Origin of the sequence: Flavobacterium sp. NPDC079362, assembly GCF_050267765.1 — a bacterium.
In the GTDB taxonomy this organism is placed as follows: domain Bacteria; phylum Bacteroidota; class Bacteroidia; order Flavobacteriales; family Flavobacteriaceae; genus Flavobacterium; species Flavobacterium azizsancarii.
Window position 1 is genome coordinate 79,361 of sequence record NZ_JBNNFM010000002.1, and the last position, 24,591, is coordinate 103,951.

At 32.8% G+C, this 24,591-nt stretch carries 23 protein-coding genes; 10 read left to right on the forward strand and 13 right to left on the reverse strand.

All coding sequences use genetic code 11. The features are described from left to right. Positions 1–9: 9 nt before the first annotated feature. Both ACQKCJ_RS02535 and ACQKCJ_RS02540 read left to right on the forward strand, forming a co-directional pair. The gene (locus ACQKCJ_RS02535) at positions 10–1,212 is read left to right on the forward strand and encodes a tetratricopeptide repeat protein (protein WP_271334757.1); all 1,203 of its coding nucleotides are present in this window, start codon (positions 10–12) and stop codon (positions 1,210–1,212) included. 202 nt (positions 1,213–1,414) lie between these two features. After that, complete coding sequence (locus ACQKCJ_RS02540) at positions 1,415–2,461, forward strand: o-succinylbenzoate synthase (RefSeq protein ID WP_427401284.1); 1,047 nt, start codon at positions 1,415–1,417, stop codon at positions 2,459–2,461. 95 nt (positions 2,462–2,556) lie between these two features. Here ACQKCJ_RS02540 and ACQKCJ_RS02545 read toward each other — a convergent pair whose 3' ends face one another. Together ACQKCJ_RS02545 and ACQKCJ_RS02550 are read right to left on the reverse strand one after the other, a co-directional pair. After that, positions 2,557–3,108 (reverse strand): hypothetical protein, encoded by a 552-nt coding sequence (locus tag ACQKCJ_RS02545; protein WP_427401285.1) that lies wholly within the window; start codon positions 3,106–3,108, stop codon positions 2,557–2,559. Positions 3,109–3,128: 20 nt separating this feature from the next. Continuing rightward, positions 3,129–3,953, reverse strand: coding sequence for an OmpA family protein (locus tag ACQKCJ_RS02550; protein WP_427401286.1), 825 nt, complete (start codon positions 3,951–3,953; stop codon positions 3,129–3,131). A gap of 290 nt (positions 3,954–4,243) precedes the next feature. On the opposite strand from ACQKCJ_RS02550, the gene ACQKCJ_RS02555 reads away from it, so the two are divergent. Beyond that, entirely contained in the window at positions 4,244–4,717 is a 474-nt protein-coding gene (locus tag ACQKCJ_RS02555) for a CYTH domain-containing protein (RefSeq protein ID WP_271334761.1), read from the forward strand. 6 nt (positions 4,718–4,723) lie between these two features. After that, positions 4,724–5,692, forward strand: a complete 969-nt coding sequence (locus tag ACQKCJ_RS02560) for a YpdA family putative bacillithiol disulfide reductase (protein WP_427401287.1) — start codon at positions 4,724–4,726, stop codon at positions 5,690–5,692. 258 nt (positions 5,693–5,950) lie between these two features. Here ACQKCJ_RS02560 and ACQKCJ_RS02565 read toward each other — a convergent pair whose 3' ends face one another. Both ACQKCJ_RS02565 and msrA read right to left on the reverse strand, forming a co-directional pair. Beyond that, positions 5,951–7,519, reverse strand: coding sequence for a protein adenylyltransferase SelO (locus ACQKCJ_RS02565; RefSeq protein ID WP_427401288.1), 1,569 nt, complete (start codon positions 7,517–7,519; stop codon positions 5,951–5,953). A 122-nt stretch (positions 7,520–7,641) separates the two neighbouring features. Then, positions 7,642–8,175 (reverse strand): peptide-methionine (S)-S-oxide reductase MsrA, encoded by a 534-nt coding sequence (gene msrA, locus ACQKCJ_RS02570; protein ID WP_271334764.1) that lies wholly within the window; start codon positions 8,173–8,175, stop codon positions 7,642–7,644. Between the two features lie 181 nt (positions 8,176–8,356). Here msrA and ACQKCJ_RS02575 point away from each other — a divergent pair, with 181 nt between their 5' ends. Next, the gene (locus ACQKCJ_RS02575; protein ID WP_427401289.1) at positions 8,357–9,844 is read left to right on the forward strand and encodes an aminotransferase class V-fold PLP-dependent enzyme; all 1,488 of its coding nucleotides are present in this window, start codon (positions 8,357–8,359) and stop codon (positions 9,842–9,844) included. Between the two features lie 564 nt (positions 9,845–10,408). Here the strand turns inward: ACQKCJ_RS02575 and ACQKCJ_RS02580 are convergent. The 6 genes from ACQKCJ_RS02580 to ACQKCJ_RS02605 all read right to left on the reverse strand — a co-directional run bounded on the left by ACQKCJ_RS02580 (position 10,409) and on the right by ACQKCJ_RS02605 (position 15,190). Then, on the reverse strand, positions 10,409–12,151 hold the full coding sequence (locus ACQKCJ_RS02580) for an APC family permease (protein ID WP_271334766.1): 1,743 nt from the start codon (positions 12,149–12,151) through the stop codon (positions 10,409–10,411). Between the two features lie 141 nt (positions 12,152–12,292). Then, positions 12,293–12,763 carry a nuclear transport factor 2 family protein gene (locus tag ACQKCJ_RS02585; protein WP_271334767.1) on the reverse strand — a complete coding sequence of 157 codons (471 nt, stop codon included), beginning with the start codon at positions 12,761–12,763 and terminating at the stop codon, positions 12,293–12,295. Positions 12,764–12,816: 53 nt separating this feature from the next. Then, entirely contained in the window at positions 12,817–13,275 is a 459-nt protein-coding gene (locus tag ACQKCJ_RS02590) for a hypothetical protein (RefSeq protein WP_427401290.1), read from the reverse strand. 75 nt (positions 13,276–13,350) lie between these two features. Next, on the reverse strand, positions 13,351–13,827 hold the full coding sequence (locus ACQKCJ_RS02595) for a hypothetical protein (RefSeq protein WP_271334769.1): 477 nt from the start codon (positions 13,825–13,827) through the stop codon (positions 13,351–13,353). Positions 13,828–13,833: 6 nt separating this feature from the next. Then, entirely contained in the window at positions 13,834–14,511 is a 678-nt protein-coding gene (locus ACQKCJ_RS02600) for a peptidoglycan DD-metalloendopeptidase family protein (protein ID WP_271334770.1), read from the reverse strand. Positions 14,512–14,524: 13 nt separating this feature from the next. Next, a complete protein-coding gene (locus tag ACQKCJ_RS02605; protein WP_271334771.1) occupies positions 14,525–15,190 on the reverse strand; it encodes a spermidine synthase in 666 nt (221 codons plus the stop codon). Positions 15,191–15,255: 65 nt separating this feature from the next. Between ACQKCJ_RS02605 and ACQKCJ_RS02610 the strand changes: the two genes are divergently transcribed. After that, positions 15,256–15,807, forward strand: coding sequence for a 1-acyl-sn-glycerol-3-phosphate acyltransferase (locus tag ACQKCJ_RS02610; protein ID WP_271334818.1), 552 nt, complete (start codon positions 15,256–15,258; stop codon positions 15,805–15,807). Positions 15,808–15,890: 83 nt separating this feature from the next. Here the strand turns inward: ACQKCJ_RS02610 and ACQKCJ_RS02615 are convergent, their stop codons facing one another. Then, positions 15,891–16,343, reverse strand: coding sequence for a helix-turn-helix domain-containing protein (locus ACQKCJ_RS02615; protein WP_271334819.1), 453 nt, complete (start codon positions 16,341–16,343; stop codon positions 15,891–15,893). Between the two features lie 312 nt (positions 16,344–16,655). On the opposite strand from ACQKCJ_RS02615, the gene ACQKCJ_RS02620 reads away from it, so the two are divergent. The 4 genes from ACQKCJ_RS02620 (at position 16,656) to ACQKCJ_RS02635 (ending at position 21,603) form a co-directional block, all read left to right on the forward strand. Next, positions 16,656–17,810, forward strand: coding sequence for a M14 family metallopeptidase (locus ACQKCJ_RS02620; protein ID WP_427401291.1), 1,155 nt, complete (start codon positions 16,656–16,658; stop codon positions 17,808–17,810). Between the two features lie 77 nt (positions 17,811–17,887). Next, the gene (locus ACQKCJ_RS02625) at positions 17,888–18,367 is read left to right on the forward strand and encodes an Lrp/AsnC family transcriptional regulator (RefSeq protein ID WP_008468989.1); all 480 of its coding nucleotides are present in this window, start codon (positions 17,888–17,890) and stop codon (positions 18,365–18,367) included. A 90-nt stretch (positions 18,368–18,457) separates the two neighbouring features. Further along, on the forward strand, positions 18,458–21,043 hold the full coding sequence (locus ACQKCJ_RS02630; protein WP_271334821.1) for a phosphoenolpyruvate carboxylase: 2,586 nt from the start codon (positions 18,458–18,460) through the stop codon (positions 21,041–21,043). 44 nt (positions 21,044–21,087) lie between these two features. Next, the gene (locus tag ACQKCJ_RS02635) at positions 21,088–21,603 is read left to right on the forward strand and encodes a DinB family protein (protein ID WP_271334822.1); all 516 of its coding nucleotides are present in this window, start codon (positions 21,088–21,090) and stop codon (positions 21,601–21,603) included. A 328-nt stretch (positions 21,604–21,931) separates the two neighbouring features. On the opposite strand, the gene recQ is transcribed toward ACQKCJ_RS02635, so the two are convergent. After that, positions 21,932–24,040 carry a DNA helicase RecQ gene (gene recQ, locus ACQKCJ_RS02640; protein WP_271334823.1) on the reverse strand — a complete coding sequence of 703 codons (2,109 nt, stop codon included), beginning with the start codon at positions 24,038–24,040 and terminating at the stop codon, positions 21,932–21,934. 139 nt (positions 24,041–24,179) lie between these two features. Beyond that, positions 24,180–24,587, reverse strand: coding sequence for a DNA primase (locus ACQKCJ_RS02645; protein WP_271334824.1), 408 nt, complete (start codon positions 24,585–24,587; stop codon positions 24,180–24,182). Between the last annotated feature and the right edge of the window lie 4 nt (positions 24,588–24,591).

The following is a 24,591-nucleotide window of genomic DNA, read 5'->3' on the forward strand; positions in this document are numbered from 1 at the left end:
TTATAGAAAATGAATTTCAAGAAAATATTTTTATTTCTTTTCGTTGTATCATCATACAATTCTTTCGCTCAAAAAGATGGTTATTGGGACAAAGAGCGCGCTACAACAAAGGAAATTATAGTTTCGGCACGAGACAGAATTCTTCTAAAAACAGAAGATCTACCAGTTGGCACTACAGAAATCGTATATAGAATTACACTTTTAGACGAAAATCAACAAATGTCAAATAGTTTGGTTTCAATATTAAAGTCAATTCCCGATCCCACCGGAATTAGCCAGGGATCTGCGGGAGCAGTTTTTTTAATGTCTAAAATTTCTGGCGACGATACCTGTACATATGCACTTTTTACTTCAAATGAAAATGCAAAGAAATACGTTGCAGATGGTAAAACTGATAAGGCATGTTATGCTCAGGAAGTTGCACTGAGTAAAGATGCTAAACGATTATCTCTCGATAAATCATCTTGTTTAGGACAAGACATCAATACAATCTGGTTTGGTTTTCATAGCAAAAACTGGCTTTTAAATCAAAAAATTGTCTTAGAAGTTGTGCCATGGGTAGACACAAAATTAAATCGAGGATGGAATCAGGACAATAAAAATGAGATTATAAGTCTTTGTAAAACTTCTACGATGGCTCAGAAAATGGCCAATTCTGATGATTTTTGTGTTTGTATACTTGATAAAATCAGCAAACAATACCGTTATTCCGAGTTTCAGAAATTATTGCCAATAGAAAAAAATAAAGCTTATAAAGACTTTGGAAACAACTGTTATAAAGATGCTGATATTTCTAAAAACGTTTACAACGACTTAAGAACTCAGGTTTCGATTTTAATAAAACTGCAAAAATACAACGAAGCGATTCAAAAGCTGAATGTCATTATTAATGACGGAAAAGCAACTGCGATCGATTATAGCTCTATTGGATATTGCTATATTTTGACCAGGCAATACGCAAAAGCAATAAAATTTCTAAAAGAAGGCGAAAAGTTAGATGACACAGAGTTATTGGTAAAATTAAATCTGGCACATGTTTATTTAGTGAGTGATGATTACAGTGAAGCAAAAGCAATCTATAAAAAATACCAGACACAAAATGTTACAGACAGTTTAAGCTGGAAAGAAAAAACAAAACAAGACTTCACAGTTTTTGAGAAAGCAGGTCTGCCATCAAAAGATTTTGAAAGAGTTTTAAAATTATACAATTAATAAAAATTTCGCCACTGATTACACAGATTAAAAAGAGTAACGAAATATTAAATATAATTATTTTAAACGAGCCATTAAGCCATTAAGAAAATTAAGCATTTCTTCTTAATTTTCTTAATCTCTTAATGGTAAAAAAAATAAAACATCTAATGTTTAAAAAAAAAATTAATCTGTGCAATCTGTGGCCAAAAAATAAGATATTTTGAAAGCAACTTACCACAAATACATGTTAGAGTTTAAACGCCCTTCCGGAACTTCCAGGGGTGTTATGACCGAAAAAGAAACATGGTTTATTGTCCTTGAGGAAAACGGAAAAAAAGGAATAGGCGAGTGCGGAATTCTCCGTGGTTTAAGTGCCGATGATCGCGACGATTACGAAGCAAAACTCAATTGGACTTGCCAGAATATACATTTGGGAGAAACAGCTCTTTGGGAAGCATTATTAGAATTTCCGTCGATACAATTCGGAATCGAAATGGCTTTTTTATCCCTTAACAGTAAAAATCCATTCCTATTGTTTCCATCTGATTTTACTAATAATTCTAAATCAATTACCATAAATGGTTTAGTCTGGATGGGCGAGGAGGCGTATATGAAACAGCAAATCGAAGAAAAATTAGCAGATGGTTTTAATTGTATTAAACTTAAAATTGGTGCTATAGATTTCGATAAAGAGTTAGAATTATTACGTTTTATAAGATCCCATTTTTCCGCAGATCAAATAGAAATAAGAGTGGACGCCAATGGCGCTTTTGCTTTAAGTGAAGCTTTAGAAAAACTGAATCAATTAAATCAATTTCAATTACATAGTATAGAGCAACCTATAAAAAAAGGAAATATTGATGCAATGGCAAGTTTGTGTAAAAATACTCCATTTCCTATCGCTTTGGATGAAGAATTAATTGGTGTTTTCTCCCTGGAGGAAAAGGAAAAATTGCTACAGGAAATTAAGCCTCAATACATCATTCTTAAACCAAGTTTTGTTGGTGGTTTCAAAGGGACAAAAGAATGGATTGATTTAGCAGAAAAATTTAAAATAGGATGGTGGATTACTTCAGCATTAGAAAGTAATATTGGACTAAATGCGATTGCACAATGGACATTCACTCAAAATTCAAAAATGCCGCAAGGCCTGGGAACCGGAGCACTTTATACCAATAATTTTGATTGCCCGCTTGAAGTTTCACAAGGAAAATTATGGTACAATACAAGTAAAAAATGGAACGCTTCTTTTTTGGAAAATTCATAAAAAAAAAGCTGAAAATTCCACATTAAAAAAGGTACAGAGTACAAAGCCTTTTAACCTTTGTAAATCTGTACCTTTGAACCTTTAAAATTATTTTTTTACTCTTTTCCTCCAAGTAAATTTTGTTGCCAGTCTTTTAATTCCTGCCATTTTCCCTGATACGCCAACAAGGCTTGTTTTGCCCAGGTACTTGGATTGTGAATTGCGAAGTTTTCGCCGCCGGCATCTAAAATAGATTGTAGTTTTTCAGTTGGAGTTTCTGATAATTCACGCCAGGTGGTAATTCCTGCAGCATTAAATAACGCTTCGATTTTAGGACCAATTCCTTCGACAACCTTCAGATCATTTTCTTTTATTTTTTTGCCATAAACAGTTGCTGCCAAAGCACCATCGAATAATATTCCAGTGGCAACATTAGAGGCAAAAGATTGTGTAGGTGTACTAATAGAAGCTTTTGATGCCAAATCAGCTTCGAGGGAGGAAATTTTAGCATTTAAACTTCTTGTGTTTGCTTTGCACGCATCTAAGTCAGTTTGTAATGACAATGCAAGAGAATCATCTCCTTTCGAATTCATTTTTCCCAGTAAGTAACCTAAAATTCCACAGATTAACCCCACTAGTGCAGGTATTAAGATACAAGGTATATTCATAATAGTACATTTTTGATTAATTATTTGATAGTAATTACAGTTCTTCTGTTGTTTGCTTTACCTTCTTTAGTTGTATTTTCGCCAATTGGTTCATCCGGACCTTTTGATTCTATCGTGATACGAGCGCCGTCAATACCTTTTTTAGATAAGTAATTTTTAGAAAATTCGGCACGTTTTTGACCAAGAGCAACATTAGAATCGCGATTACCAACATCATCAGTATGTCCAACAGCTAAAATAAGCGCATCTTTTACTTGTTCCATATATTTTACTAAATCTGCCACTTTTTGTTTCTCAACATCAGTTAATTTATCACTTGATTTATTAGTGTTGAAATGCAGAATTAGCGGATCACCATTAATTTTATCCTTCAAAATCACCCATTCATCAGTTGATACGGCGGGAGCAGCTTCTAAAGCTTCAAATTTGTATTCCGCAGGTCCTAATAGTGTATCAGAACTTGTTTTCCATTTGTCCGTTATTGTTCCTTTTGTATCAAACTGAGAAGCTAATAAACCTTTAGAGACAAAATATTTTTTAATATCATTTGCCCTCGCAAGACCGAGATTCTCAAAACTTGTCGTGTTTTTTTCGTCAGATGTAGCATAACCCGTTATGGTTATTTTTTGCTTTGGATTTGCAATTAAAAATGTTTTAAGATTTTCAATTCCAATTGATACAGAATCACTAACAGGCAGAACTACTGCAAAACTGTTTTTAAGGAACTTGATATTATCATTGGTATGATAATCAATTCCTGAACCATTTAGAATAAAAGGGACAAAAATAGCGTCCTGAGCCACAACAACCGGTACTTTTTCGGTATCAACTGTTGGTGTTTTCATAGTACAATTGCAACAAAATTTCACATACAAAAAAGTACCCAAAATGATTGTTATTGCAATGCCTAATAGATAAAGTGCTTTTTTAGACATAAGGAATGAAGTTAAGATTCTATCAAATTTAACAAAAAAATAAATACAGAATACATTAATAATCAGATATTTTCAACTTATCTATTTAATTTTGAGTTGTTTACAAGTGTGACTTAAAAACATGATATATTAATAAATCTCCATTTTAGGACTGAACTAAATTGAGTAACTTGCATAAAAAATTAATATAAGGAAGCGAAATGGTCGAAATAGAAAGAAAATTTCTCGTAAAATCAGCTGATTTTAAAGAGCAGTCTTTTACTCAAAATAAAATAGCGCAGGGATATTTAAGTTCCGTTCCTGAAAGAACTGTCAGAGTTAGAATTAAAGGCAATAAAGGCTTTATTACGATAAAAGGAATTAGTCAGCAAGGTGGAATGTCACGTTTTGAATGGGAGAATGAAATACCTCTTGACGAAGCACAAGAGCTGCTTAAATTATGCGAAAAAGGCAAAATAGAAAAAACCCGTTTTGAAATAAAATCAGGAAATCATATTATTGAAGTCGATGAATTTTACGGAGAAAACGAAGGTTTAATTATGGCAGAAATTGAATTAGCATCTGAAGACGAAATATTCGAAAAACCGGAATGGCTGGGAGAAGAAGTAACAAATGACGAAAGATATTACAATGCTTATTTGAGTAAAAATCCTTTTAAACAATGGGGAAAATAAAGAGTTATGACAGAACAATATGATTTGATCATTGTTGGAGGCGGTCCTATTGGATTAGCTTGTGCAATCGAGGCTCAAAAGAAAAACTTACGTTACTTAATTATCGAAAAAGGAGCAATTGTAAATAGTATTTTCAACTATCCTTTGTATATGACCTTTTTTTCAACAGCTGAAAGACTGGAGATCGGGGATATTCCGTTTAATTGTCTCGCACCAAAACCTGGTAGACAAGAAGCTTTAGAATATTACAGAAACATTCATCGTTATTTTAAATTTTCAATTCATTTGTTTGAAAAAGTAACTCAGGTTGAAAAATTAGAGAATTTACTTTTTAAAATTACAACAGATAAATCTTCCTATGAAGCAAAGAATGTTGTAATAGCAACAGGTTTCTATGATCTTCCGATCCTAATGAATATAAAAGGCGAAGAATTACCAAAAGTGCGACACTATTATAAGGAAGCTCATGAATATGCTTTTAGAAATATTTTAGTTGTTGGCGCAAATAATTCATCAGTTGATGCCGCTTTGGAGTGCTGGAGAAAAGGAGCAAATGTGACGATGGTTATTCGCAAAAACGAAATCAATAATCGGGTGAAATACTGGGTAAAACCTGATATCGAAAACCGAATTGCAGAAGGTAGTATTACAGCTTATTTCGAATCTAATATTTCTGAAATCAGGGAAAAGGAAGTAGAGATAGAAACTCCAAATGGAAAAATTACGATAGAAAATGATTTTGTTTTAGCACTTACAGGATATAAACCAGACTTGACTTTTCTTGAGAAAATGGGGATTCAATTATCAGATGATGAATTAAAAACGCCAATGTACAATCCTGAAACAATGGAAACAAATATAAAAGGTTTGTTTTTGGCAGGAGTTGTTTGCGGCGGAATGCAGACGCATAAATGGTTCATAGAAAATTCCCGTATTCATGCCAATATGATCGTGGATTACATTACTTATGAGTAAAAAAAGTTTGCCATGAGTTTCGCGATAACGAACAAGTGAATTATTTTTTAGTAATTCAAATAAAAAATTAGTACGAATTCGTGAAATTCGTGGCAAAAAAAATGATATTACTGTCATTTCAAGCGAAGCAGAGAACACTTTACGCATTTCGACTTCGCTCAATGAGACAATCTTACTGAATCAATTAGTGCTAATTCGTTGAATTCGTGGCAAAAAGAAATCTTACTGGCTTCAAGCAAATTCGAAATACTCGTCAGCTTATGAACTACAAGAAAGCATAGAACAGCCCACTTTAGATCGTGCCCAATCCGGTCGTTTTGCAAACCATTTTTCATATTCCGGCTGTTCATCGTATGGTTTTTGCAATAATAAATACAATTCGTCTATCAAAGAATAATCGCCTTGATCAGCGGCATCAATTGCCAATTGAGACATATAATTTCTCAGTACATATTTTGGATTTATTGCATCCATTTTTTCTGAACGATTTTCATCTGACAACTCTTCGGTTTTTAATCTTTCGAGATAAACAGCAAACCATTTTTTCCAGGAATCGAGAATATCTCCTGAAATTTCTTCAGGAATATAAAAGGAATTCTTAATTTTTTCTATTGCAGTTTCGACTGAATCTATCTTTTGAATTGTGCTTAAATTTCTAAAAAAGATTGTCATATCAGTTTCAAATAATTGTAAAACTGTTTCTAAAGCAGTAATTAATTTATCGTCATTTTTACTTAAAGTAAAAACACCTAATTTGCTTAAAAACATTGTTTTATAATCAGATTCAAAATCAGTAAAAAATGATTCCAATATTTTTTCTAAAGGCTCAGCTTCGTTAATTAACGGATAAAGAGCATTTGCTAATTGATATAAATTCCATTGAGCAATTTGAGGCTGATTTCCAAAACGGTATCTTCTATTTTGACTGTCCGTAGTATTTGGCGTCCAATTTGGGTCATAGTTTTCCAGCCAGCCATAAGGACCATAATCAATTGTAACACCGTGAATCGACATGTTATCTGTATTCATAACACCATGTACAAAACCAACACGCTGCCAATGTAGAATCATTTCGCGGGTCTTGTCAGCTACTGTTTTAAAAAACTGCAAATACTGTTCTTTAGGTTCACCTTTAATTTCCGGAAAATAATGTTTGATATTGTATTCTGTAAAATCTTTTAAATTTTTGAGTTCATTTCTGGCTGTCAGCATTTCGAAACTTCCAAAACGAATAAAAGAAGGAGCAACACGACAAACAATTGCACCTTTTTCGTATGCTGGATTTCCGTTGTATAAAATATCACGTAAAACTAGATCACCTGATAACATCAGCGAAAGCGATCGGGTAGTAGGAACTCCTAAATGATACATTGCTTCAGCACAAAGGTATTCTCTGACAGAAGAGCGCAAAACCGCTAAACCATCAGCAGTTCTGGAATACGGTGTTTTTCCTGCTCCTTTTAATTGAAGTGTAAAAAAATCGTTATTATGTTCGACTTCGGTTAAATTAATAGCCCGGCCATCGCCCAATTGTCCAGCCCAGTTCCCAAATTGATGCCCAGCATAACACATAGCATACGGACGTGTTTCAGGAAGAATTTCTTTTCCGGAAAAAGTATTCAAAAAAGCTTCAGACTTAATTTCATCTTTAGAAATACCTACCAGTTCAGCTACTTCTTTAGAAGCATGAATAAGTTTAGGATTAGACGGTTTTGTTGGATTTACATAAGAAAAAACCGCATTAGAAACCTGACGAGTTTCATTGGTTTCGTTGGGATCTGCAGGTAATTCGGCAGTAAATCTGTTATTTATTTTTAAATTTTTCATCTGGATAATTTTTTAAGCCACAGATTATACAGATTAAAATGATTCTTTTTAAATCTTTGATAGATTTAAAAGTAAGTAAGGAAAATCATTGCAATCTTTCTAATCTGCAGCAAAAACTTTTATTAGTCAACCAATTTATCTGCGTACATTTTTTTTAATTTCTGTACTTTCGGATCAATTACGATCTGGCAATAACGGGCGTCCTGATTGTTATTGTAATAGTTTTGATGATCTTCTTCGGCTTCATAAAATACCTCAAGAGGGATCAATTCAGTTACGATTGGATCTTCGTATAAAGGTGTAACTTCTTCAAAAACTTTTTCAGCTATTTCCTTTTGTTCAGCATCATGATATAATACGACAGAACGATATTGCGTTCCTGCATCAGCTCCCTGACGATTAAGGGTAGTAGGATCGTGACTTGTCATGAATATGAAAATGAGATCATGATATGAAATTATGTCAGGGTTAAAAGTAACTTGTATCACTTCGGCATGACCGGTTCTGCCAGTACAAACTTCGCGATAAGGCGGATTCTTAATAAAACCTCCGGAGTATCCTGACTTCAAGGATTCTATTCCTTTTAAACGCTGAATGACAGCCTCAATACACCAAAAACATCCACCACCAAAAGTAGCTATTGATAAATTTTCCATAAAATAGTATTGTTAAGTTTCTATTGCCCTATTAATCCGATAGAATATTATGATAAATTGCTAATAAATAAGCTGTTTAATTAAATATATCAATTGGTTATTTAATATTTGAAGTTTACAATTGATAAATTCGCAATTCTATTAAAAAGCAATATATTTGCAATCAAACACAGGCACACTAATGAATAGCAAAAATAGTACCATCACTTTAGAAACTTATTTTCAGGATTTTAGACAACATATTGTTGGAATTGAGCAGGAATTTACTTCACCTTATGGCAAAAAAAAGATCATTTATACTGATTGGACTGCCAGCGGAAGGTTATATCGCCCTATTGAAGATAAACTTCTGAATGATTTTGGGCCTTTTGTAGCCAATACACATACAGAAACAACTGTGTCAGGTACTGCCATGACAAAAGCATACCATCATGCCAGAAATATCATCAAACGTCATACAAATGCCAATAATGATGATGTTTTAATTACAGACGGAACCGGAATGACGGGTGTTGTTAATAAATTTCAACGTATTTTAGGTCTTAAAATCCCTGAGAATTTAAAAGACTTTATTAATGTTCCGGCAGAAAAAAAGCCAATTGTTTTTATTTCGCATATGGAACATCATTCTAACCAAACCTCATGGTTAGAGACGATTGCTGATGTTGAGATTATTCCGTCTTGTGAAAAAGGGCTTTTTTGTTTGGATAATTTAGCTTTATTATTAGAAAAATATGCTGACAGAACAATCAAAATTGCTTCGATTACGTCATGCTCAAATGTTACGGGATTAAAAACTCCTTTTCATGAAGCTGCAAAATTAATGCACAAACATCACGGAGTTTGTTTTGTAGATTTTGCTTGTTCAGGACCTTATGTCGAAATTGATATGCATCCTGAAGATCCTGAATCTTATCTTGATGCTATTTTCTTTTCTCCTCATAAATTTTTGGGAGGCCCGGGAACTTCAGGCGTTTTGATCTTTAATAAAAAACTATACAATAATATGATTCCTGATTGTCCGGGCGGAGGAACGGTAAGCTGGACAAATCCTTGGGGAGAACATAAATATATCGATAATATCGAGGATCGTGAAGACGGTGGAACTCCAGGTTTCCTGCAGGTTATTAAAACTGCACTGGCCATCGAGCTGAAAGAAGAAATGGGGATCGAAAATATTCTGCAGCGTGAGCATGAAATTGTTGATTACGTTTTTAACGAATTGAATCCTGTTTCTAATATTAAAATTTTGGCAGGACAGCACCAGAATCGTTTAGGTGTAATTTCGTTTTTTGTAGAAAATCTACATTTTAATCTGGGAGTAAAATTACTGAACGACAAATTTGGAATTCAAACCAGGGGAGGATGCAGCTGCGCGGGAACGTATGGACATTTTTTACTGCATGTAGATCAGGAAACTTCAAATAAATTGGTTGATGAAATTACTATTGGCGATTTAATCAAAAAACCGGGATGGATCAGAATGTCAATTCACCCAACTACGACTGATAAAGAAATTGCTTTTGTTTGCGAAAGCATTAAAGATTTAGCTCAAAACCATGAATTATGGGCTTTGGATTATTCGTATAATAAAAACACGAACGAGTTTATTCATAAAAACGCAAATTCATTTGAGGATGAATTGGTTGCTGGTTGGTTTAATTCGTAATGTTTTTTAATCTTAAAGTTTTTATTTTAGGAACTTAAATTTAACCGCAAAGGGTGCTAAGATTTTTCGCAAAGTTCGCAAAGCTAATTTAATACAAAGCTTTGCGAACTTTGTGTTTTTATAAAAGTGCTTAATTTAAAAGCTTTGAGATCTTTGTGGTAAAAAGGATCTTTTTCATAAAATTGCAGGTTAAAAATCAATCTAGTTTGCAAACTCCTTTTTTTTGGTTCTTATGAATAATAAATTTTTGGATTAGCCCAGATAGAGCCCTACTGTCTGGATACAAATATATTATTAATCAATTTTGAACACGAATTTGCTTCGCCTGTTCGACTTTCAGTCTCGGGTCACGAATTTGCACAAATTTTAATAGGTTAATTTAGTTTGTGAAATTAATTCCACAAACTAAATTAGTGTCAATTAGTGAAATTCGTGTTTGTTTTGTGCTTGTGTCCAGACGGTAGGATATTGGCGGTATCCTTTGAGAGGAACGAACAAAGATAAAGGCGAAAGCGGGACTAAAAGTCTTGAAAACCTGATTTATCTGCTACGGAACATATACAATTACATAATCAAACGAACTCCGCCTAAATCAGAAACTCTGTAAGAGAATTTATTTCCGGGCGAACCTATAAACATAAAGTTCTTTGGGATTTTCCATTTTTTGGATAATTCGTCTATTATTTCAGGACCAAAAACACCTTGTATTTCGAGATATTCCAAATCTATTTCGTCGTAAGCGCGATCAAGAACTTCGAGATCTTTTATTAAAGCTTCGTTTCTTGAAGTATTGTTTGTTACATATACGATCTTTAATTTATTTGTCGTTTCGTTTCCCTGAACATATTGAAGCACTTTATTTAAAATAGCAATATCATCGCCTTTGGTAAAAAAAACAAATTCCTGCGAATTTATTTCGACACTAAGTTTTTGTAAATAACGATTACTTAGAATTACCATTTTTCGTAAAGGCTGATAGAAATATTCTAAAGCTTGAATTAATAGCCGAATTAAAATGACACGATTGAGCATGATTCCGATAAAAATCAAAGAGGGAACCATGTATTTTAGAAATGTATAAAATGAATTGATATTCAATTTCATGTTCCCGATAAAAGCGGCGATAATAAATGAAACTGCTACAACTACTGCAATCCCGCGCGCGCGCTCAGGTCTTGGTAATTTTTTACGCTTAAATTTAAGTAATAAATTTCCAATTCCGAATAATGCCATTACAGCCAAAAATGAAAATGTATAAACACCGGCTAATGATTCTAAGTGTCCGCTGGTAGCAAAAAGCACAGAAATACAAAGGACTAAAAAACTGATAACGATTCGATAATGCGAACCTCTTTTATTTTGTTTCAGGAAATAATTGGGAAGAATTCTATCCAATGTCATTCGGTTTAATAATCCGGAAACCCCAACAAAGGAAGTAAGTACAGCTCCGCATAATACTAAAACGGCATCGATAGAAATTAACCATGCCAACCAGGATCCGCCGGTTGTTTGTCCTAAATAGGCAAGGAGTGCTTGTTTGTTTTCGCCAACTTCTGCAAGCGGAATGATACTTATTAATAGAATAGCTATTACAGGATTGAAGAAACTTACGATCGCCCACATATTTCGCAGTGTTTTTGGAAAAACCCCATGCTCTTGTTCTTCAACAAAATTGGCTGAACTTTCAAAACCTGAGATTCCAAGCATTGCTGCCGAAAATCCCAGAAAAAGCGCAGTTTTTATATTTCCGTATGCAATGGGGGCTTGCCAATTGATATAAAAAGTTTCTAAACCATTATTCAGGACAAACCACAACGATGCCAGAACAAGTAAACTTAAAGTTGCCAGATGGGTTATAAAAATAATAACCGCAACAAATGCAGATTCGCCAATTCCTAAAATTGCAAGTCCGGTAAACAGAATTAAAACAACAACTGTTGCAATGGTTACATCTAAACTTTGAAAAATTCCGTGCAGATAATGCATTCCTTCTGATGCCGAAATTACTGCTGTTGCCATATAAGACAAAACGGTTAATGTTGCAGCCAATGATGCCAATCGTTTTGTCGATGTATTTAATAAAACATTGTAAGCACCACCGTTTAAAGGAATTGCACCAACAACTTCTCCATAAATTTTTCTGAATAAGAATAAAACAATTGCAACAATTAATAAAGAAATCCAGGCATACTGACCTGCATATAAAATAGTTAATGCTGAAACATACAAACAAGAAGAGCTAATATCATTTCCGCAAATTGCTGTTGCCTGCAGCTGGTTTAATTTTTTGTGTACAAGTTCTTTCATAGTAATTCAAGATTAAAACACGATTAACTCAACAAAACTAGTAACAAGCAAGCAAATTCTTAAGAGTGGCAGATATATTGATAAAGACTAAAAATATATTTTAGCTAATGTGCGTATTTTTGAATTTCTAAGTTATAGAAATTATTTGGATTCCTGAAATTTTTTGAGTGACAATAAGGCTTGTTGCTGAATTTTCTTCTGAAAAAAGCCTGTCCAGCCTAACAAATAACCCATAGGACCAAAAGCCTGTTTAGACCATTTCCAAACATCAAAACTATCAATATGCGTGATGATTAATCCGTCTTGAAAAGTAAACTTTGCCGTGATTTTATTGACTACGTTTCTATTGGTTTTACTAAAATTATAGGAAGCAACCCATTTCGCTGAGCCTGAAAAATCATCTGCTTTTATATCTGAAAACTCTATTTTAATATTTCCTTTGCTTTTTAAAATTAGCATTTCCCACATTTTAGAAACCTGATTTTCTTTTAGCAAACCAAAAGCAGGATCTGTAAAATGAATTTTAGGATGGTAACATTCACTCATAGTTTTAGCATCGCTATTTGCAAAAGCAGTATAAAATTTTGTGATCAAAGCTTCGTTAGCATCCATAAGGAATAAATTAAAAGTATAAATATAGGATTTATTAGATCAAAATAATTTATTTACAAAGCGCTAATCGCTGCTGCAGTATCAAATGATTTTTTAGATTTATCGAAAGCCGTAGAAAAATATGTCATTTTATTTAAGGCGGTAAAATATCCGGTTTGATCTCCAAATGCATTAGAGCTTCCTTTTAGGATAAATCTAATGCCTCTAATATCATTCTTTTTTAATTTTGCCATTTCGGCCGGTGTAAAATAATAATATGTTGATGTTGTGCCATCGGCATTTTCATTGGTATTTTTGTCAACACAAGGTATTACATCGGCATTGGCCAAATCAACGTATAAACCTCCGGAAATTCTGGTTTTATCATCCGTAGTCTTAATGGTTAATTTTAAAACGCCTCCTTTTTCTGTTTTTGCAATCTGAACATTAGCTTCGCCTGTATAAACATATTTTTCGACTATGAAAGTATAATTCTCAGTCGCAGGATAAGGTTTTGATCCTTTTATACTCATTGTTTGCTGAGCATTTGCAAATGTTGAAATTAACAGTAATATTAAAAAAGGCAATTTTAAATTCATAGTGTTACTTTATTGTTCAGTTAGTTTTGAATCAAATTTTTCGTCCCAATCCATTGATTTAATGGAAGAAACCAAATTATCTTCATTTACAAAAACGCGCAATTCTTTATTGGCTATTTTTTTTGTGTATAAGGCGCGATAACGGTAAACAATCTCTTGTTTAGTTTTGTAAACGCCATCTAATTTTAAGTCTATAAAACTTCCGTAATATTGTCTAAAACGCTGACATGTTTTGGTCAGACGTTCCTCAGTTGTGTTTTCCCTAACCGATGCCGTAACTTCAGTTTCATTAAAAGGTTTAAACTTAGAGGTATTGCAAGTTTCTAAAACTCTTTTTCCTAATTCGTACGCTTTTTGCTGTTGGTTGGAATTAATTTCTGAACTGGAAATTTTCTTAATCTTCAAATCTTCAGTATCTCTACTAATTGTTTTCGATTTACATCCAATTAACAACAACAAACATATAATCAATCCTGCTTTCTTCATAACTATTTAAGTAATTTTTAATAATAAGTTGGGGTCGGGGCAGTTTTCTATATAGAAATTCAAATCATTTGTATTACAAACTCCGGGATAATCACCATAATATGCTTCAATATTTTTTATAATCTGAAAATGCAAATGTGGTGCGTAATCGCCATTAACTGTAGAGTTTCCTAAGGTTCCAATGATTTCACCTCTATTAAAAACTTTTCCAACACTAAGGTTTTCTATACTTTCTAACGATAAATGCCCGTATAAAGTATAAAATTTTTCATTTTCGATAATGTGCTCTAAAATTATTGTTGGACCATAATCTCCTAAACCAATATTATTCTTAAAGCTGTGCACTATTCCGTTTATTGGTGCCAAAACTGACGTATTTTCTTTTGCCCATAAATCCAGACCTATATGAATATTGCGTTCAGGGATGGCATCATTTTTAAAGATTGTACTTCGTTTATACAATGTCCGGCCTTCGATATAGCCGCCAAATGCTACTTCGGCATTATTCTTTTCTAAATAATTTGAAATGAAATTTTCAAATTCGGCAGCACTTTCAGGTTTAACCTGAACCAGCTCCTGATTGGTCACTGATAAATCAAGCGGAATATATTTTGAAATATCAATATCAGCATCAATAATCTTAGTAGGTGGTAAGGCTTTTAATATGGAGACGAGAGGTTTCATACAATTTTAAAATTTAGGCAACTTTTTCAATAATTATTAATTCATTATGCACTTCTATCCTGGGCAGCATTTTTGAAGAAAATAATTCAGAATTTATTTCAGAAATATATTTTCGGTTTCGAACATTGTGCGCTTCATCAAGAATCATAGTGTTAAAAAGAACGAAACCCTGATTTTGCAAAAGAGAACAAATGCGTCCGCTAAAAAAACTTTCAAATAAAAAATTTGGCATTTTGATATCTTCAAAAATATCAATAATAATAAGATCGTATTTATTTTTTGTCTTTAAAACAAATTCAAAAGCATCATCAATAATAATTTCCAATTGTTTAATTTGATCAAGGTTAAAATACTGATTTGCTATCTGAATCATATCCGGATCAATTTCGACACCAGTAATTTTTCCTTTATAATCAATTTCGTCTACTAATGTTTTGATAACACTTCCGCCCGCAACTCCTAATAATAAAATGTGATCCATTTTAAGAATGGCCTCATAACCAATATTCCTAAGTCCGTACCTTAATATACGCTGCAAACTTCCGTATGAATAATTGGTGTTCTCAGAATCCAGAACCAATTCTCCATTTGACCACGTAATTTCTATAATCTTACTTCTTTCTGATTTTTTTTTAAATATTTTTATTGGAATGATATAACTGAATAATTTTTGGATCATTTTAAATGCTTTTACTCAAATTTACCACTTTAAATCTTTTATTTTGCAACAAAAAATAAATTTTAATGAAGAAACAATTCTATAAATTCATCTTTTTTAAGCTAATGGGCTGGAAAATAGTAGGTATTGAAAATGCGGAAGTAAAAAAATGTGTAATGATGGTGATGCCCCATACAAGTAATCATGATTTTTATTTAGGAATATTTACCCGAGGAATCTCCGGATTAGAGATGAACTGGGTTGGAAAGAAAGAATTGTTTAAATTTCCTTTTGGCTATTATTTTAGAAGTGTAGGAGGTGAGCCATTAGATCGCTCCGGCGGATTGAATAAAGTAGATTCGATTGCAGCTATTTTTAAAAGGAAAGAAGTTTTTCGATTAGCTGTTGCTCCTGAAGGTACGCGCAAAAAAGTTACTGAGATTAAAAGTGGCTTTTATTATATTGCACTTAAAGCAAATGTACCGATAGTGCCGGTTGCTTTTGATTGGAGCAAAAAAGAAGTCAATTTAGGAAAACCCTTTTTTCCTACTGGAAATTATGAAGCCGACTTATTAGTCTTGAAAAAACATTATGATGGAGTTATAGGAAAAATTCCAAAAAATGGATTTCAGCTTTAATTTTTCTATGTTTTTTAGATTACGCGAGAATCCCTTAAATCAAAATTATTTTAAAAATTTTTGAAATATGCGAGTTTTCCACGTTAAGGGTTATATGCCTTAAATTTTCCGTTTTTATAAAAAATTACTATTTTCTCAATTTCACCTTCTTCGGTATTTAAATTTTGACTTTTAATTTCCGGAGAAGATTTACTTTCTGATTTTTCAGCTTGCTTATAATAAATCTCAGAAAATAAATCGCCGCCTGCTAAATTTTCTTTCACAGAGGAGAGAGGCGGGGTTTTTATATTTTCTGATTTTTCTTCATTATTTTTCGGAAAACTTCCTGTACCATTTAGAATCCAATACAAGTCTACATCCGGAAAAACTTCCAAAATTTTCATCACAAAATCTAAACTGGGTTTGTTTCTTCCTGAAAGCAGGTGAGACATACTTGAACGTTGCACACCAATTTTATCTGCGAAAGAAGAGGCGTTTAGAGTATAATACTCAAGTATGATTTCAAGACGTTTTACAAAATCATCGATGTTTACCATTGTAAATTATTGTTATTTGAATCGTTGTTTACAAATGTAACTAAAAGAAGTTGATAAAGCAATTTTACAGTTGTAAATTATAAAAAGCAGACTTTAATATATAAACTATAACATTAATTAATATAGCATAACTATCTAATATACAATAACTATTTTTGTTTTATTTAAAGTAATAACATTTGTTAACTCTAATTCAGACACAGCGCTAAATATTGAACAAAATCATGTTTACAATTATAAATTACTCGGTTTTTTACTTGTTTACAATTGTAAAAATAAAGATGTTTACTTTTGTAAACTAATCAAAAGACAATGAATTTAGAAGAATTATTCAGCCAGTACAAAGAAAAATCAATAGAAGGTCGCTACTTGACTTTAGATCATATTCAACCTTTATTAGATAAACTAAATACTAATAACCAAGTTCAAATAATTGGAAGATCAGTTTTAGACGAACCTATTTATAGTTATAAAATTGGTACGGGAAACATTCGTATTTATCTGTGGTCGCAGATGCACGGAAATGAAAGCACAACAACAAAAGCATTATTTGACTATATTAATGTACTAAACAGTGGATCAGAATTTGCCAAAAAAATGCTTAGAACCTTTACGTTTTATGCAATTCCTATCCTAAATCCTGATGGAGCCAGACTTTATACACGTGAAAATGCCAATAAAGTAGATTTGAATCGTGACTCTCAAAATCTGACACAGCCGGAAAGTAAAATTTTAAGAGAGACATTTGAAGCGTTTAAACCTCATTTTTGTTTCAATCTTCATGATCAGCGTACTATTTTTGGAGCAGGAACAACGGGAAAACCAGCTACAGTATCATTTTTAGCTCCTTCTTATAATGAAGAAAGAGATGTAAATGAGACCAGATTGAAAGCAATTAACATCATTGCCGGGATAAATGATGTCTTGCAGGAATATATCCCCGGACAGGTTGGTCGTTTTGATGATTCTTTTAATATCAATTGTATAGGAGATACTTTTCAGTTTATGGGAGTACCAACTATTTTGTTTGAAGCAGGTCATTTTCCTAATGATTACGAACGTGAGATCACCCGAAAATTCATATTTTTCTCACTTTTATCAAGCTTTGAGCTAATTTGCGAAAACGATTTAGTTGACAATAGAATTAATGATTATTTGAATATTTCACAAAATAAAGTGGTTTTTTATGATTTTATGTATAAAAATATCAAAATAAATTATGATGGTATCGAAATTATTACGAATTTTGTCGCACAATACAAAGAAGAATTGATTGAAAATAAGATTCACTTTAATGCTTATATAGTTGAAGTAGGTGAGTTAGAAAATTATTTCGGACATTATGAATATGATGCAAAAGGAGCAGTTTATTCCGATGACTTTACTAATTTTCCCAAATTGAATCAAAAAGCAAATTTTTATTTAAATAAAAATGTTAAATTTGTTAACGGATTGATAAAAAGTTAATTTTTATGTGAATTTGTTGTTTTTTATATATATTTTTATACTTTGTAATAGCAATTAGTAATATTAATTAAAGAATTATGAGTAAATTTCGTTTAGATGAAGTAGATCACCAGATTTTAGATATGTTAATAGACAATACGAGAGTTCCGTTTACTGACATTGCAAAAAAACTATTGATATCTGCTGGTACAGTGCATGTTAGGGTAAAGAAAATGGAAGACGCAGGGATAATAATGGGGTCTTCATTGGCTTTAGATTACGATAAATTAGGATATTCATTTATTGCTTATGTAGGTGTGTTTCTTAACAATACGTCGCAAACTAAATTTGTATTAGAGCGAATCAATCAAATTCCGTTCGTAACAGTAGCTTCTGTAACGACTGGGAAATTCAATATTTTTTGCAAAATTAGAGCAAAAGATACTAAGCACGCAAAAGAGGTTATCTTTATGATAGACGATATTGATGGTGTTTACAGAACAGAAACTATGATTTCATTAGAAGAAAGTATAAACGATAAGAAGCGTTTGATGCATACTATTTTTAAAAATATGTAATTTTTTCTTGAATGCTATATTAAAATATAACCTCAAGTTTATTCTTGGGGTTTTTTTATGACTAATTAACCAACCAACTACAACAGAATTATGTATACGTTGCCTAAAATAGAACGTTTTAATCAAGACGTTCTCTCCAAATACCACATTTATAATAGTGTATTTATAACATTGCCTTTTGATTCAATAGATAATACCGGAGTTTTACTTCCTTTATTTACTGAGACATGCGAAACGGGATTTAAAAAGAATGAAACACCTAAAGAGATTTTTAATTTCTTTTCTAACAGGTATATAAACGAAGCTTCTGAAACAGAAAAAATCGATCTTATGTTTCGATTTATTCAATACATAGAGCGTCAGATTGTATTGTTTGATGCCATTGAAGACGCTGCCTTTCCTGAGGTTAACAATATGGAAGGAAGAGGTTCTTTGCGTGATATCAAAGAAAAATCAGATGCTAAGGAGAAAGACGATGAATTGATCCAATTCCTGGAAGAATTTAATGTCAGAACCGTTTTAACAGCGCATCCAACGCAGTTTTACCCTGGACCGGTTTTAGGGATTATAAATGATTTGACTGAAGCAATTCGTTCAAATGATTTATTAAAAATAAAAGAACTATTGGCGCAGTTAGGAAAAACACCTTTTATCCAAAATGAAAAACCGAATCCTTATGATGAAGCGGTTAGTTTGATCTGGTATCTGGAAAATGTATTTTATGCTACTTCAGGAGAAATTGTTCATTATTTGCAAAAAAATATTCTTCAGGGAAGCGCCATTAAAAATCAATTAATCAAACTTGGATTTTGGCCGGGAGGAGATCGCGATGGAAATCCTTTCGTAACTACCGAAATCACTTTGAAAGTTGCAGACCGTCTTCGTACTTCAATTTTGAAATGTTATTATATCGAAATGAGAAGTTTAAAACGTAAGTTAACTTTCTCCGGCGTAGATACTTTGGTAGCTGATCTTGAACATAAACTTTATCGTTCTGTATTTTATTCTAAAGGTGAAATTTACATTACTTTAGAAGAGTTATTATCTCAATTAAATCTTATAAGAGATATAATTATCGAAAAACATCAGTCATTATACTTAGATGAGCTGGAAGCGTTTTTGGTAAAAATCAATCTTTTTGGTTTTCATTTTGCAACATTAGACATTCGTCAGAATAGTAAAATTCACGATGCCGTTTTTAATGATGTCGTTAATCATTATCTGAATTCCGGTTCAGAAATATTTCCTGCCAATTATTTTGAATTGTCAGAAGACGAAAAACTTATAGTTTTATCTAAGGTAAAAGGAGATTTAAATCCTGCCGATTTCGCTGATGAAATTACAAGATCTACCCTTGAATCAGTTCAGGCTATCAAAACTATTCAAAAAGCAAACGGAGAATTTGGTGCGAACCGCTATATCATTAGTAATAATGAAAGCGCCCTGAATGTAATGGAAACTTTTGCAATGATCAGATTAAACAATTGGGAAAACCCAACTGTAGATATCATTCCGCTTTTTGAATCTGTTGACGATTTGCAAAATGCACATCAAATAATGGAGCAATTGTATACTAATCCTGAATATTCAAAACACTTGCAGGCAAGAGGCAATAAGCAAACTATCATGTTAGGTTTCTCTGACGGAACTAAAGATGGCGGTTACTTAATGGCAAACTGGAGTATTTATCAGGCAAAAATTGCTCTTACTGAAATCTCGAGAAAATATGGTATAAAAGCTATTTTCTTCGACGGACGTGGCGGACCTCCGGCTCGTGGTGGTGGAAAAACTCATAAGTTTTATGCGTCTTTAGGGCCAAAAATCGAAAATAACGAAATTCAAATTACTGTTCAGGGACAAACTATTAGTTCAAATTTTGGAACTTTAGATTCTTGTCGTTACAATATCGAGAATTTACTAAGTGCCGGTGTTACAAATCAGGTTTTCAGTAAAGGAAAAAATGAATTAAGTTCTGAAGAAACTCAGATTTTAACTCAATTGGCAGATTTAGGATATGAAAAATATTTAAGTTTTAAAAATCACCCTAAGTTCATTCCGTATTTAGAAAAGATGAGTACGCTTAAGTATTATTCTAAAACAAATATTGGAAGCCGTCCATCTAAAAGAAGTAAATCTGAATCATTGGATTTTGCTGATTTAAGAGCAATTCCTTTCGTAGGATCATGGAGTCAGTTAAAACAAAATGTACCAGGATTTTTTGGTGTAGGATCTGCATTAAAACATTTTGAAGAAACCAATCAGTGGGATAAAGTACATGATTTGTATCACAATTCTTTATTCTTTAAAACGTTACTTGAAAACAGTATGATGTCATTGGCAAAATCATTTTTACCACTAACGGCATATATGAGAAACGATCCTGAGTTTGGCGAATTCTGGCAAATTATCTATGATGAATTTCAGGAAACAAAACGTTTGTTGCTTAAAATTGCAGGACATAAAACGCTTATGGAAAATTACCCTGATGGTATAGCATCTATTCAGGTAAGAGAACGTATTGTATTGCCACTGTTAACAATACAACAATATGCTTTGTTAAGAATTAATGAATTGAACAAAGAAGAAATAGTAAATGAAGAGCTTGTAAAAGTGTATGAAAAAATTGTAACAAGATCACTTTTCGGGAACACGAATGCGAGTAGAAACTCAGCATAAAGATTCGGATTGAAAGAGTTTAAGGATATTAAAAATTGTAAAAAATGAATTCAAGTCAATTATTAGAAACAGAATATTCCGGTCCTTTTGCCAATTATGTTCTTGAAGCCGGAGAAATAAATTTGATTGAAGAGCTTGAAATTTCTCTTCATGATTTTATCAGATTTGTGCAAAATATTCCAATGGATAAATTCGATTATCGCTATGCCGAAGGCAAATGGACGATTAAGGAAATTATTCAACATTTAATTGATTGCGAACGCATTTTTGCTTATCGAGCTCTGCGGTTTTCAAGAAATGATAAAACTGCATTACCGGGATTTGAAGAAAATGATTATGTAGATAATACAGATGCAAACAAAAGAAGTCTTCAGGATTTACTGACTGAATTTTCCGCTTTAAGGCATTCAACTTTGTTGTTTTACAAAAGCTTATCTCAGGAACAATTTAGGAGAATAGGAACCGCATCAACGTTTCATATTTCTGCCGGTGCTTTAGGGTTTGTGATTATCGGACATCAAAAGCACCATCAAAAAGTTTTTGAAGAGCGGTATTTATAAGTTTACTTTTTAAAAATAAAAAAATCCTGTGAAGTTTATTCTTTACAGGATTTTTTTGTTTAGCTCAATTTTATGTCATTTCTTACTGACGAAACTTCGGGAGAGAAGTCGCGTAAGCTGATCAAAAAAAATGACGATATTCTGTACGGAGTTTCTAGCGTGATTTACTTCGTCTGTTCGCTATCGCTCGGGTATCTCTTCGTTCGAAATGACAGAATCACACGGAAAAGTAAACCCGACAGGTTTTAAAAATCTGTCGGATTTGTCGCTTTTAATAAGCTTGAGTAAAGTTGGTGATTTGATACGAAAAAGAATAATTCATTAAAAATTATTTATTTCTCTCCACCACAGCAAGACCTAACCTAATTTTATCATAAGAAAGTTTTTCTTCAAAGTGATCAAAATATGGTTTTAATGCCGTTGGATATTCAAGTTCAATTTGGGCTTTATGCAACTGCATCACTTCTTTTTCTGAAACAAACGAACTTAAATCAATATCACTTCCGTCTACATATAATTTTGCTAAATGCGAAATAATAGTTGTGTATCCTAAATTTCGCTGCTCAGCAATTTCTTTTACAGAAACTCCATTTTGGAACAACTCTAAAGTTGTTTTATATGTGTTACCTTCTTTTTTAGATTTAATTTTTGTCTTTTTTGCATTCTCGTAATAAACAATGGCATCTATAAACTCCTGACCATATTTTTCAAGTTTTGCTTTACCAACACCATCGATTGCAAGGAACTCTTCATCGCTCATTGGGCGCAAAGTTTCCATTTGTCTTAAAGCGGCATCACTAAAAATTACATAAGCGGGAACTTCTTCATCCTTAGAAATTTCATAACGTAATTTTCGCAGAATTTCAAAAAGAGAATTTTTGGCTGCTCTAGTTTTTGTTTCCTTGATTTCGCTTTTGTCAATTACTTTTTTGACGACAGTATTCAACTTGACTTTTTCACCTTCAAATAACACTTTCTTCGCAAAAGGAGTCAGCAAAATTTTATTATGCTGATGAAATGCAATTTCGCAATACCCAAGATTTATTAACTGAATAAGATATTGATTCCAATCGTACCATGATATGTCATCGCCAATTCCGTACGTTTTTAAGTCTTGATAATTTTTTTCGTAGATATATGCATTTTTAGAACCACGCAGAAAATCAACAATCACAGCCAAAGGCTCAGATTCCTGTAAACGGCTTATAGCCGACAGTGCTTTTTGCGCGAGAATCGTACCATCGAAAAAAGTTGGAGGATTTTTGCAAATATCGCAGTTACCGCAATTCTCTTTTACTAATTCACCGAAATAAGAAAGCAGGATTTTTCGCCTGCAGCTCAAAGCATCGGCATATTGTTTCATTCTTTCCAGTTTTGCCAGCTGAACATCTGAGTTCAATCCTTCAGAAGCAAATTTCTGAAGCTGAATCACATCTGCATAACTTTCAAATAAAACTGTTTCTGCTGGTAATCCATCACGACCGGCACGACCAATTTCCTGATAATACCCTTCGATATTTTTGGGAAGATTATAATGAATTACCCAACGAACATTTGATTTATCGATTCCCATTCCAAAAGCAATCGTTGCACAAACGACCTGGCAGTCGTCGTTTATAAATTCGTCTTGTGTTTTTGCGCGAAGTTTATTTTCTAAACCAGCGTGATAGGCTTTTGCTTTAACTCCATTTTTTTGAAGTTTTAAAGCAAGTTCTTCTGTTGTTTTTCGACTCAGGCAGTAAATAATACCGGATTCGTTGGGTTTGTTTTCGACAAAATCAATAATTTGCTTAACACGATCCAGTGCCGGACGCACTTCTAAGCTTAAATTTATCCTGTCAAAAGAAGCCACAAAAGTTTTTGGATTTCTTAAATTTAGCTGTTTTGTAATATCTGTACGAGTTGCCTTATCTGCTGTTGCCGTCAAAGCAAGTACCGGAGTAGAAGGGAAGCGGCTTTTTAAATATCCCAAATTCGTATATGCCGGACGAAAGTCGTGTCCCCAGGACGAAATACAATGCGCTTCATCAATTGCAATTAGACTGACAACCAATTCGTTAAAAACAACATCTAAATAAGATAAACTTTCAGGCGCAATATAAACAAGCTTAAATTTATTTGATTTTAAGTTGTCTATATAAAATTGCTGTTCTTCACTCGATTGACTGCTATTTATATAACAGGCATTGATTCCGTTGGTCTTTAAACTATCAACCTGATCTTTCATCAAGGCGATTAAAGGAGAAATAACAATTGTGATTCCGGGTAAAACTAAAGCGGGCAACTGAAAACAAATTGATTTTCCGCCGCCTGTTGGCATAATAGCTAAAGTATCCTGGCCGGAAAGTATAGTATTTATTATCGTTTCCTGATTGGGCCTGAATTTTTCAAATCCAAAATTTTCTTTTAATTTGGCGTGTAAAACTTCTGAAGTCATTGAGCTGATATTTATCGATCGTTAAATATAGCAAAAAATACCAACTATAGTAATTTTCTTATATTTAATTATTTTTTTTGTTATTTAATAAAAAAAGGAACCCAATAGAGTTCCTTTAGTTTATTTTGAAAGATGTAGATTAATCTTCATCTTCTTCATCATCTTCGTCAGCAATATCATCCGGATCTCTATCCTCATCGTCATCATCATCTGCGCCATCAGTATCTGGTTTATCAATTGCATCATCGTCTTCGTCATCATCACTATCATCATCAAGATCAAGACCTTTTACCGGTTCGATTGTGTCAACATCAAGATCGATGTCGTCATCTTCGTCGTAATTCTCAATTCTATCAGCAAGTTTAGTACTAATTTTTACTAAATAAATAGTGTCTTCAGTACGAACTTCAACAGCTTCGATTAATTCGTTTTTAGCATTTCTAAAACGGATAACATCCGAATCATCATAACCATCAGGAAATTTTTCTACCAAAAGGTTCAAAATTTCGTTGGTAAGTTTAGCGTAGTCTACTATAACTCTTTTCATAAAT

Bases quoted from the DNA above. Each gene is read 5' to 3' on its own strand.
- msrA (WP_271334764.1), bottom strand. From the start codon at position 8,175: ATGGAAAATTTATCAATAGCTACTTTTGGTGGTGGATGTTTTTGGTGT.
- ACQKCJ_RS02550 (WP_427401286.1), bottom strand. From the start codon at position 3,953: ATGAAAACACCAACAGTTGATACCGAAAAAGTACCGGTTGTTGTGGCT.
- ACQKCJ_RS02560 (WP_427401287.1), top strand. From the start codon at position 4,724: ATGACAGAACAATATGATTTGATCATTGTTGGAGGCGGTCCTATTGGA.
- ACQKCJ_RS02630 (WP_271334821.1), top strand. From the start codon at position 18,458: ATGTATACGTTGCCTAAAATAGAACGTTTTAATCAAGACGTTCTCTCC.
- ACQKCJ_RS02610 (WP_271334818.1), top strand. From the start codon at position 15,256: ATGAAGAAACAATTCTATAAATTCATCTTTTTTAAGCTAATGGGCTGG.
- ACQKCJ_RS02580 (WP_271334766.1), bottom strand. From the start codon at position 12,151: ATGAAAGAACTTGTACACAAAAAATTAAACCAGCTGCAGGCAACAGCA.
- recQ (WP_271334823.1), bottom strand. From the start codon at position 24,040: ATGACTTCAGAAGTTTTACACGCCAAATTAAAAGAAAATTTTGGATTT.
- ACQKCJ_RS02615 (WP_271334819.1), bottom strand. From the start codon at position 16,343: ATGGTAAACATCGATGATTTTGTAAAACGTCTTGAAATCATACTTGAG.
- ACQKCJ_RS02605 (WP_271334771.1), bottom strand. From the start codon at position 15,190: ATGATCCAAAAATTATTCAGTTATATCATTCCAATAAAAATATTTAAA.
- ACQKCJ_RS02635 (WP_271334822.1), top strand. From the start codon at position 21,088: ATGAATTCAAGTCAATTATTAGAAACAGAATATTCCGGTCCTTTTGCC.
- ACQKCJ_RS02575 (WP_427401289.1), top strand. From the start codon at position 8,357: ATGAATAGCAAAAATAGTACCATCACTTTAGAAACTTATTTTCAGGAT.
- ACQKCJ_RS02535 (WP_271334757.1), top strand. From the start codon at position 10: ATGAATTTCAAGAAAATATTTTTATTTCTTTTCGTTGTATCATCATAC.
- ACQKCJ_RS02555 (WP_271334761.1), top strand. From the start codon at position 4,244: ATGGTCGAAATAGAAAGAAAATTTCTCGTAAAATCAGCTGATTTTAAA.
- ACQKCJ_RS02620 (WP_427401291.1), top strand. From the start codon at position 16,656: ATGAATTTAGAAGAATTATTCAGCCAGTACAAAGAAAAATCAATAGAA.
- ACQKCJ_RS02625 (WP_008468989.1), top strand. From the start codon at position 17,888: ATGAGTAAATTTCGTTTAGATGAAGTAGATCACCAGATTTTAGATATG.
- ACQKCJ_RS02585 (WP_271334767.1), bottom strand. From the start codon at position 12,763: ATGGATGCTAACGAAGCTTTGATCACAAAATTTTATACTGCTTTTGCA.
- ACQKCJ_RS02545 (WP_427401285.1), bottom strand. From the start codon at position 3,108: ATGAATATACCTTGTATCTTAATACCTGCACTAGTGGGGTTAATCTGT.
- ACQKCJ_RS02600 (WP_271334770.1), bottom strand. From the start codon at position 14,511: ATGAAACCTCTCGTCTCCATATTAAAAGCCTTACCACCTACTAAGATT.
- ACQKCJ_RS02590 (WP_427401290.1), bottom strand. From the start codon at position 13,275: ATGAGTATAAAAGGATCAAAACCTTATCCTGCGACTGAGAATTATACT.
- ACQKCJ_RS02595 (WP_271334769.1), bottom strand. From the start codon at position 13,827: ATGAAGAAAGCAGGATTGATTATATGTTTGTTGTTGTTAATTGGATGT.
- ACQKCJ_RS02565 (WP_427401288.1), bottom strand. From the start codon at position 7,519: ATGAAAAATTTAAAAATAAATAACAGATTTACTGCCGAATTACCTGCA.
- ACQKCJ_RS02645 (WP_271334824.1), bottom strand. From the start codon at position 24,587: ATGAAAAGAGTTATAGTAGACTACGCTAAACTTACCAACGAAATTTTG.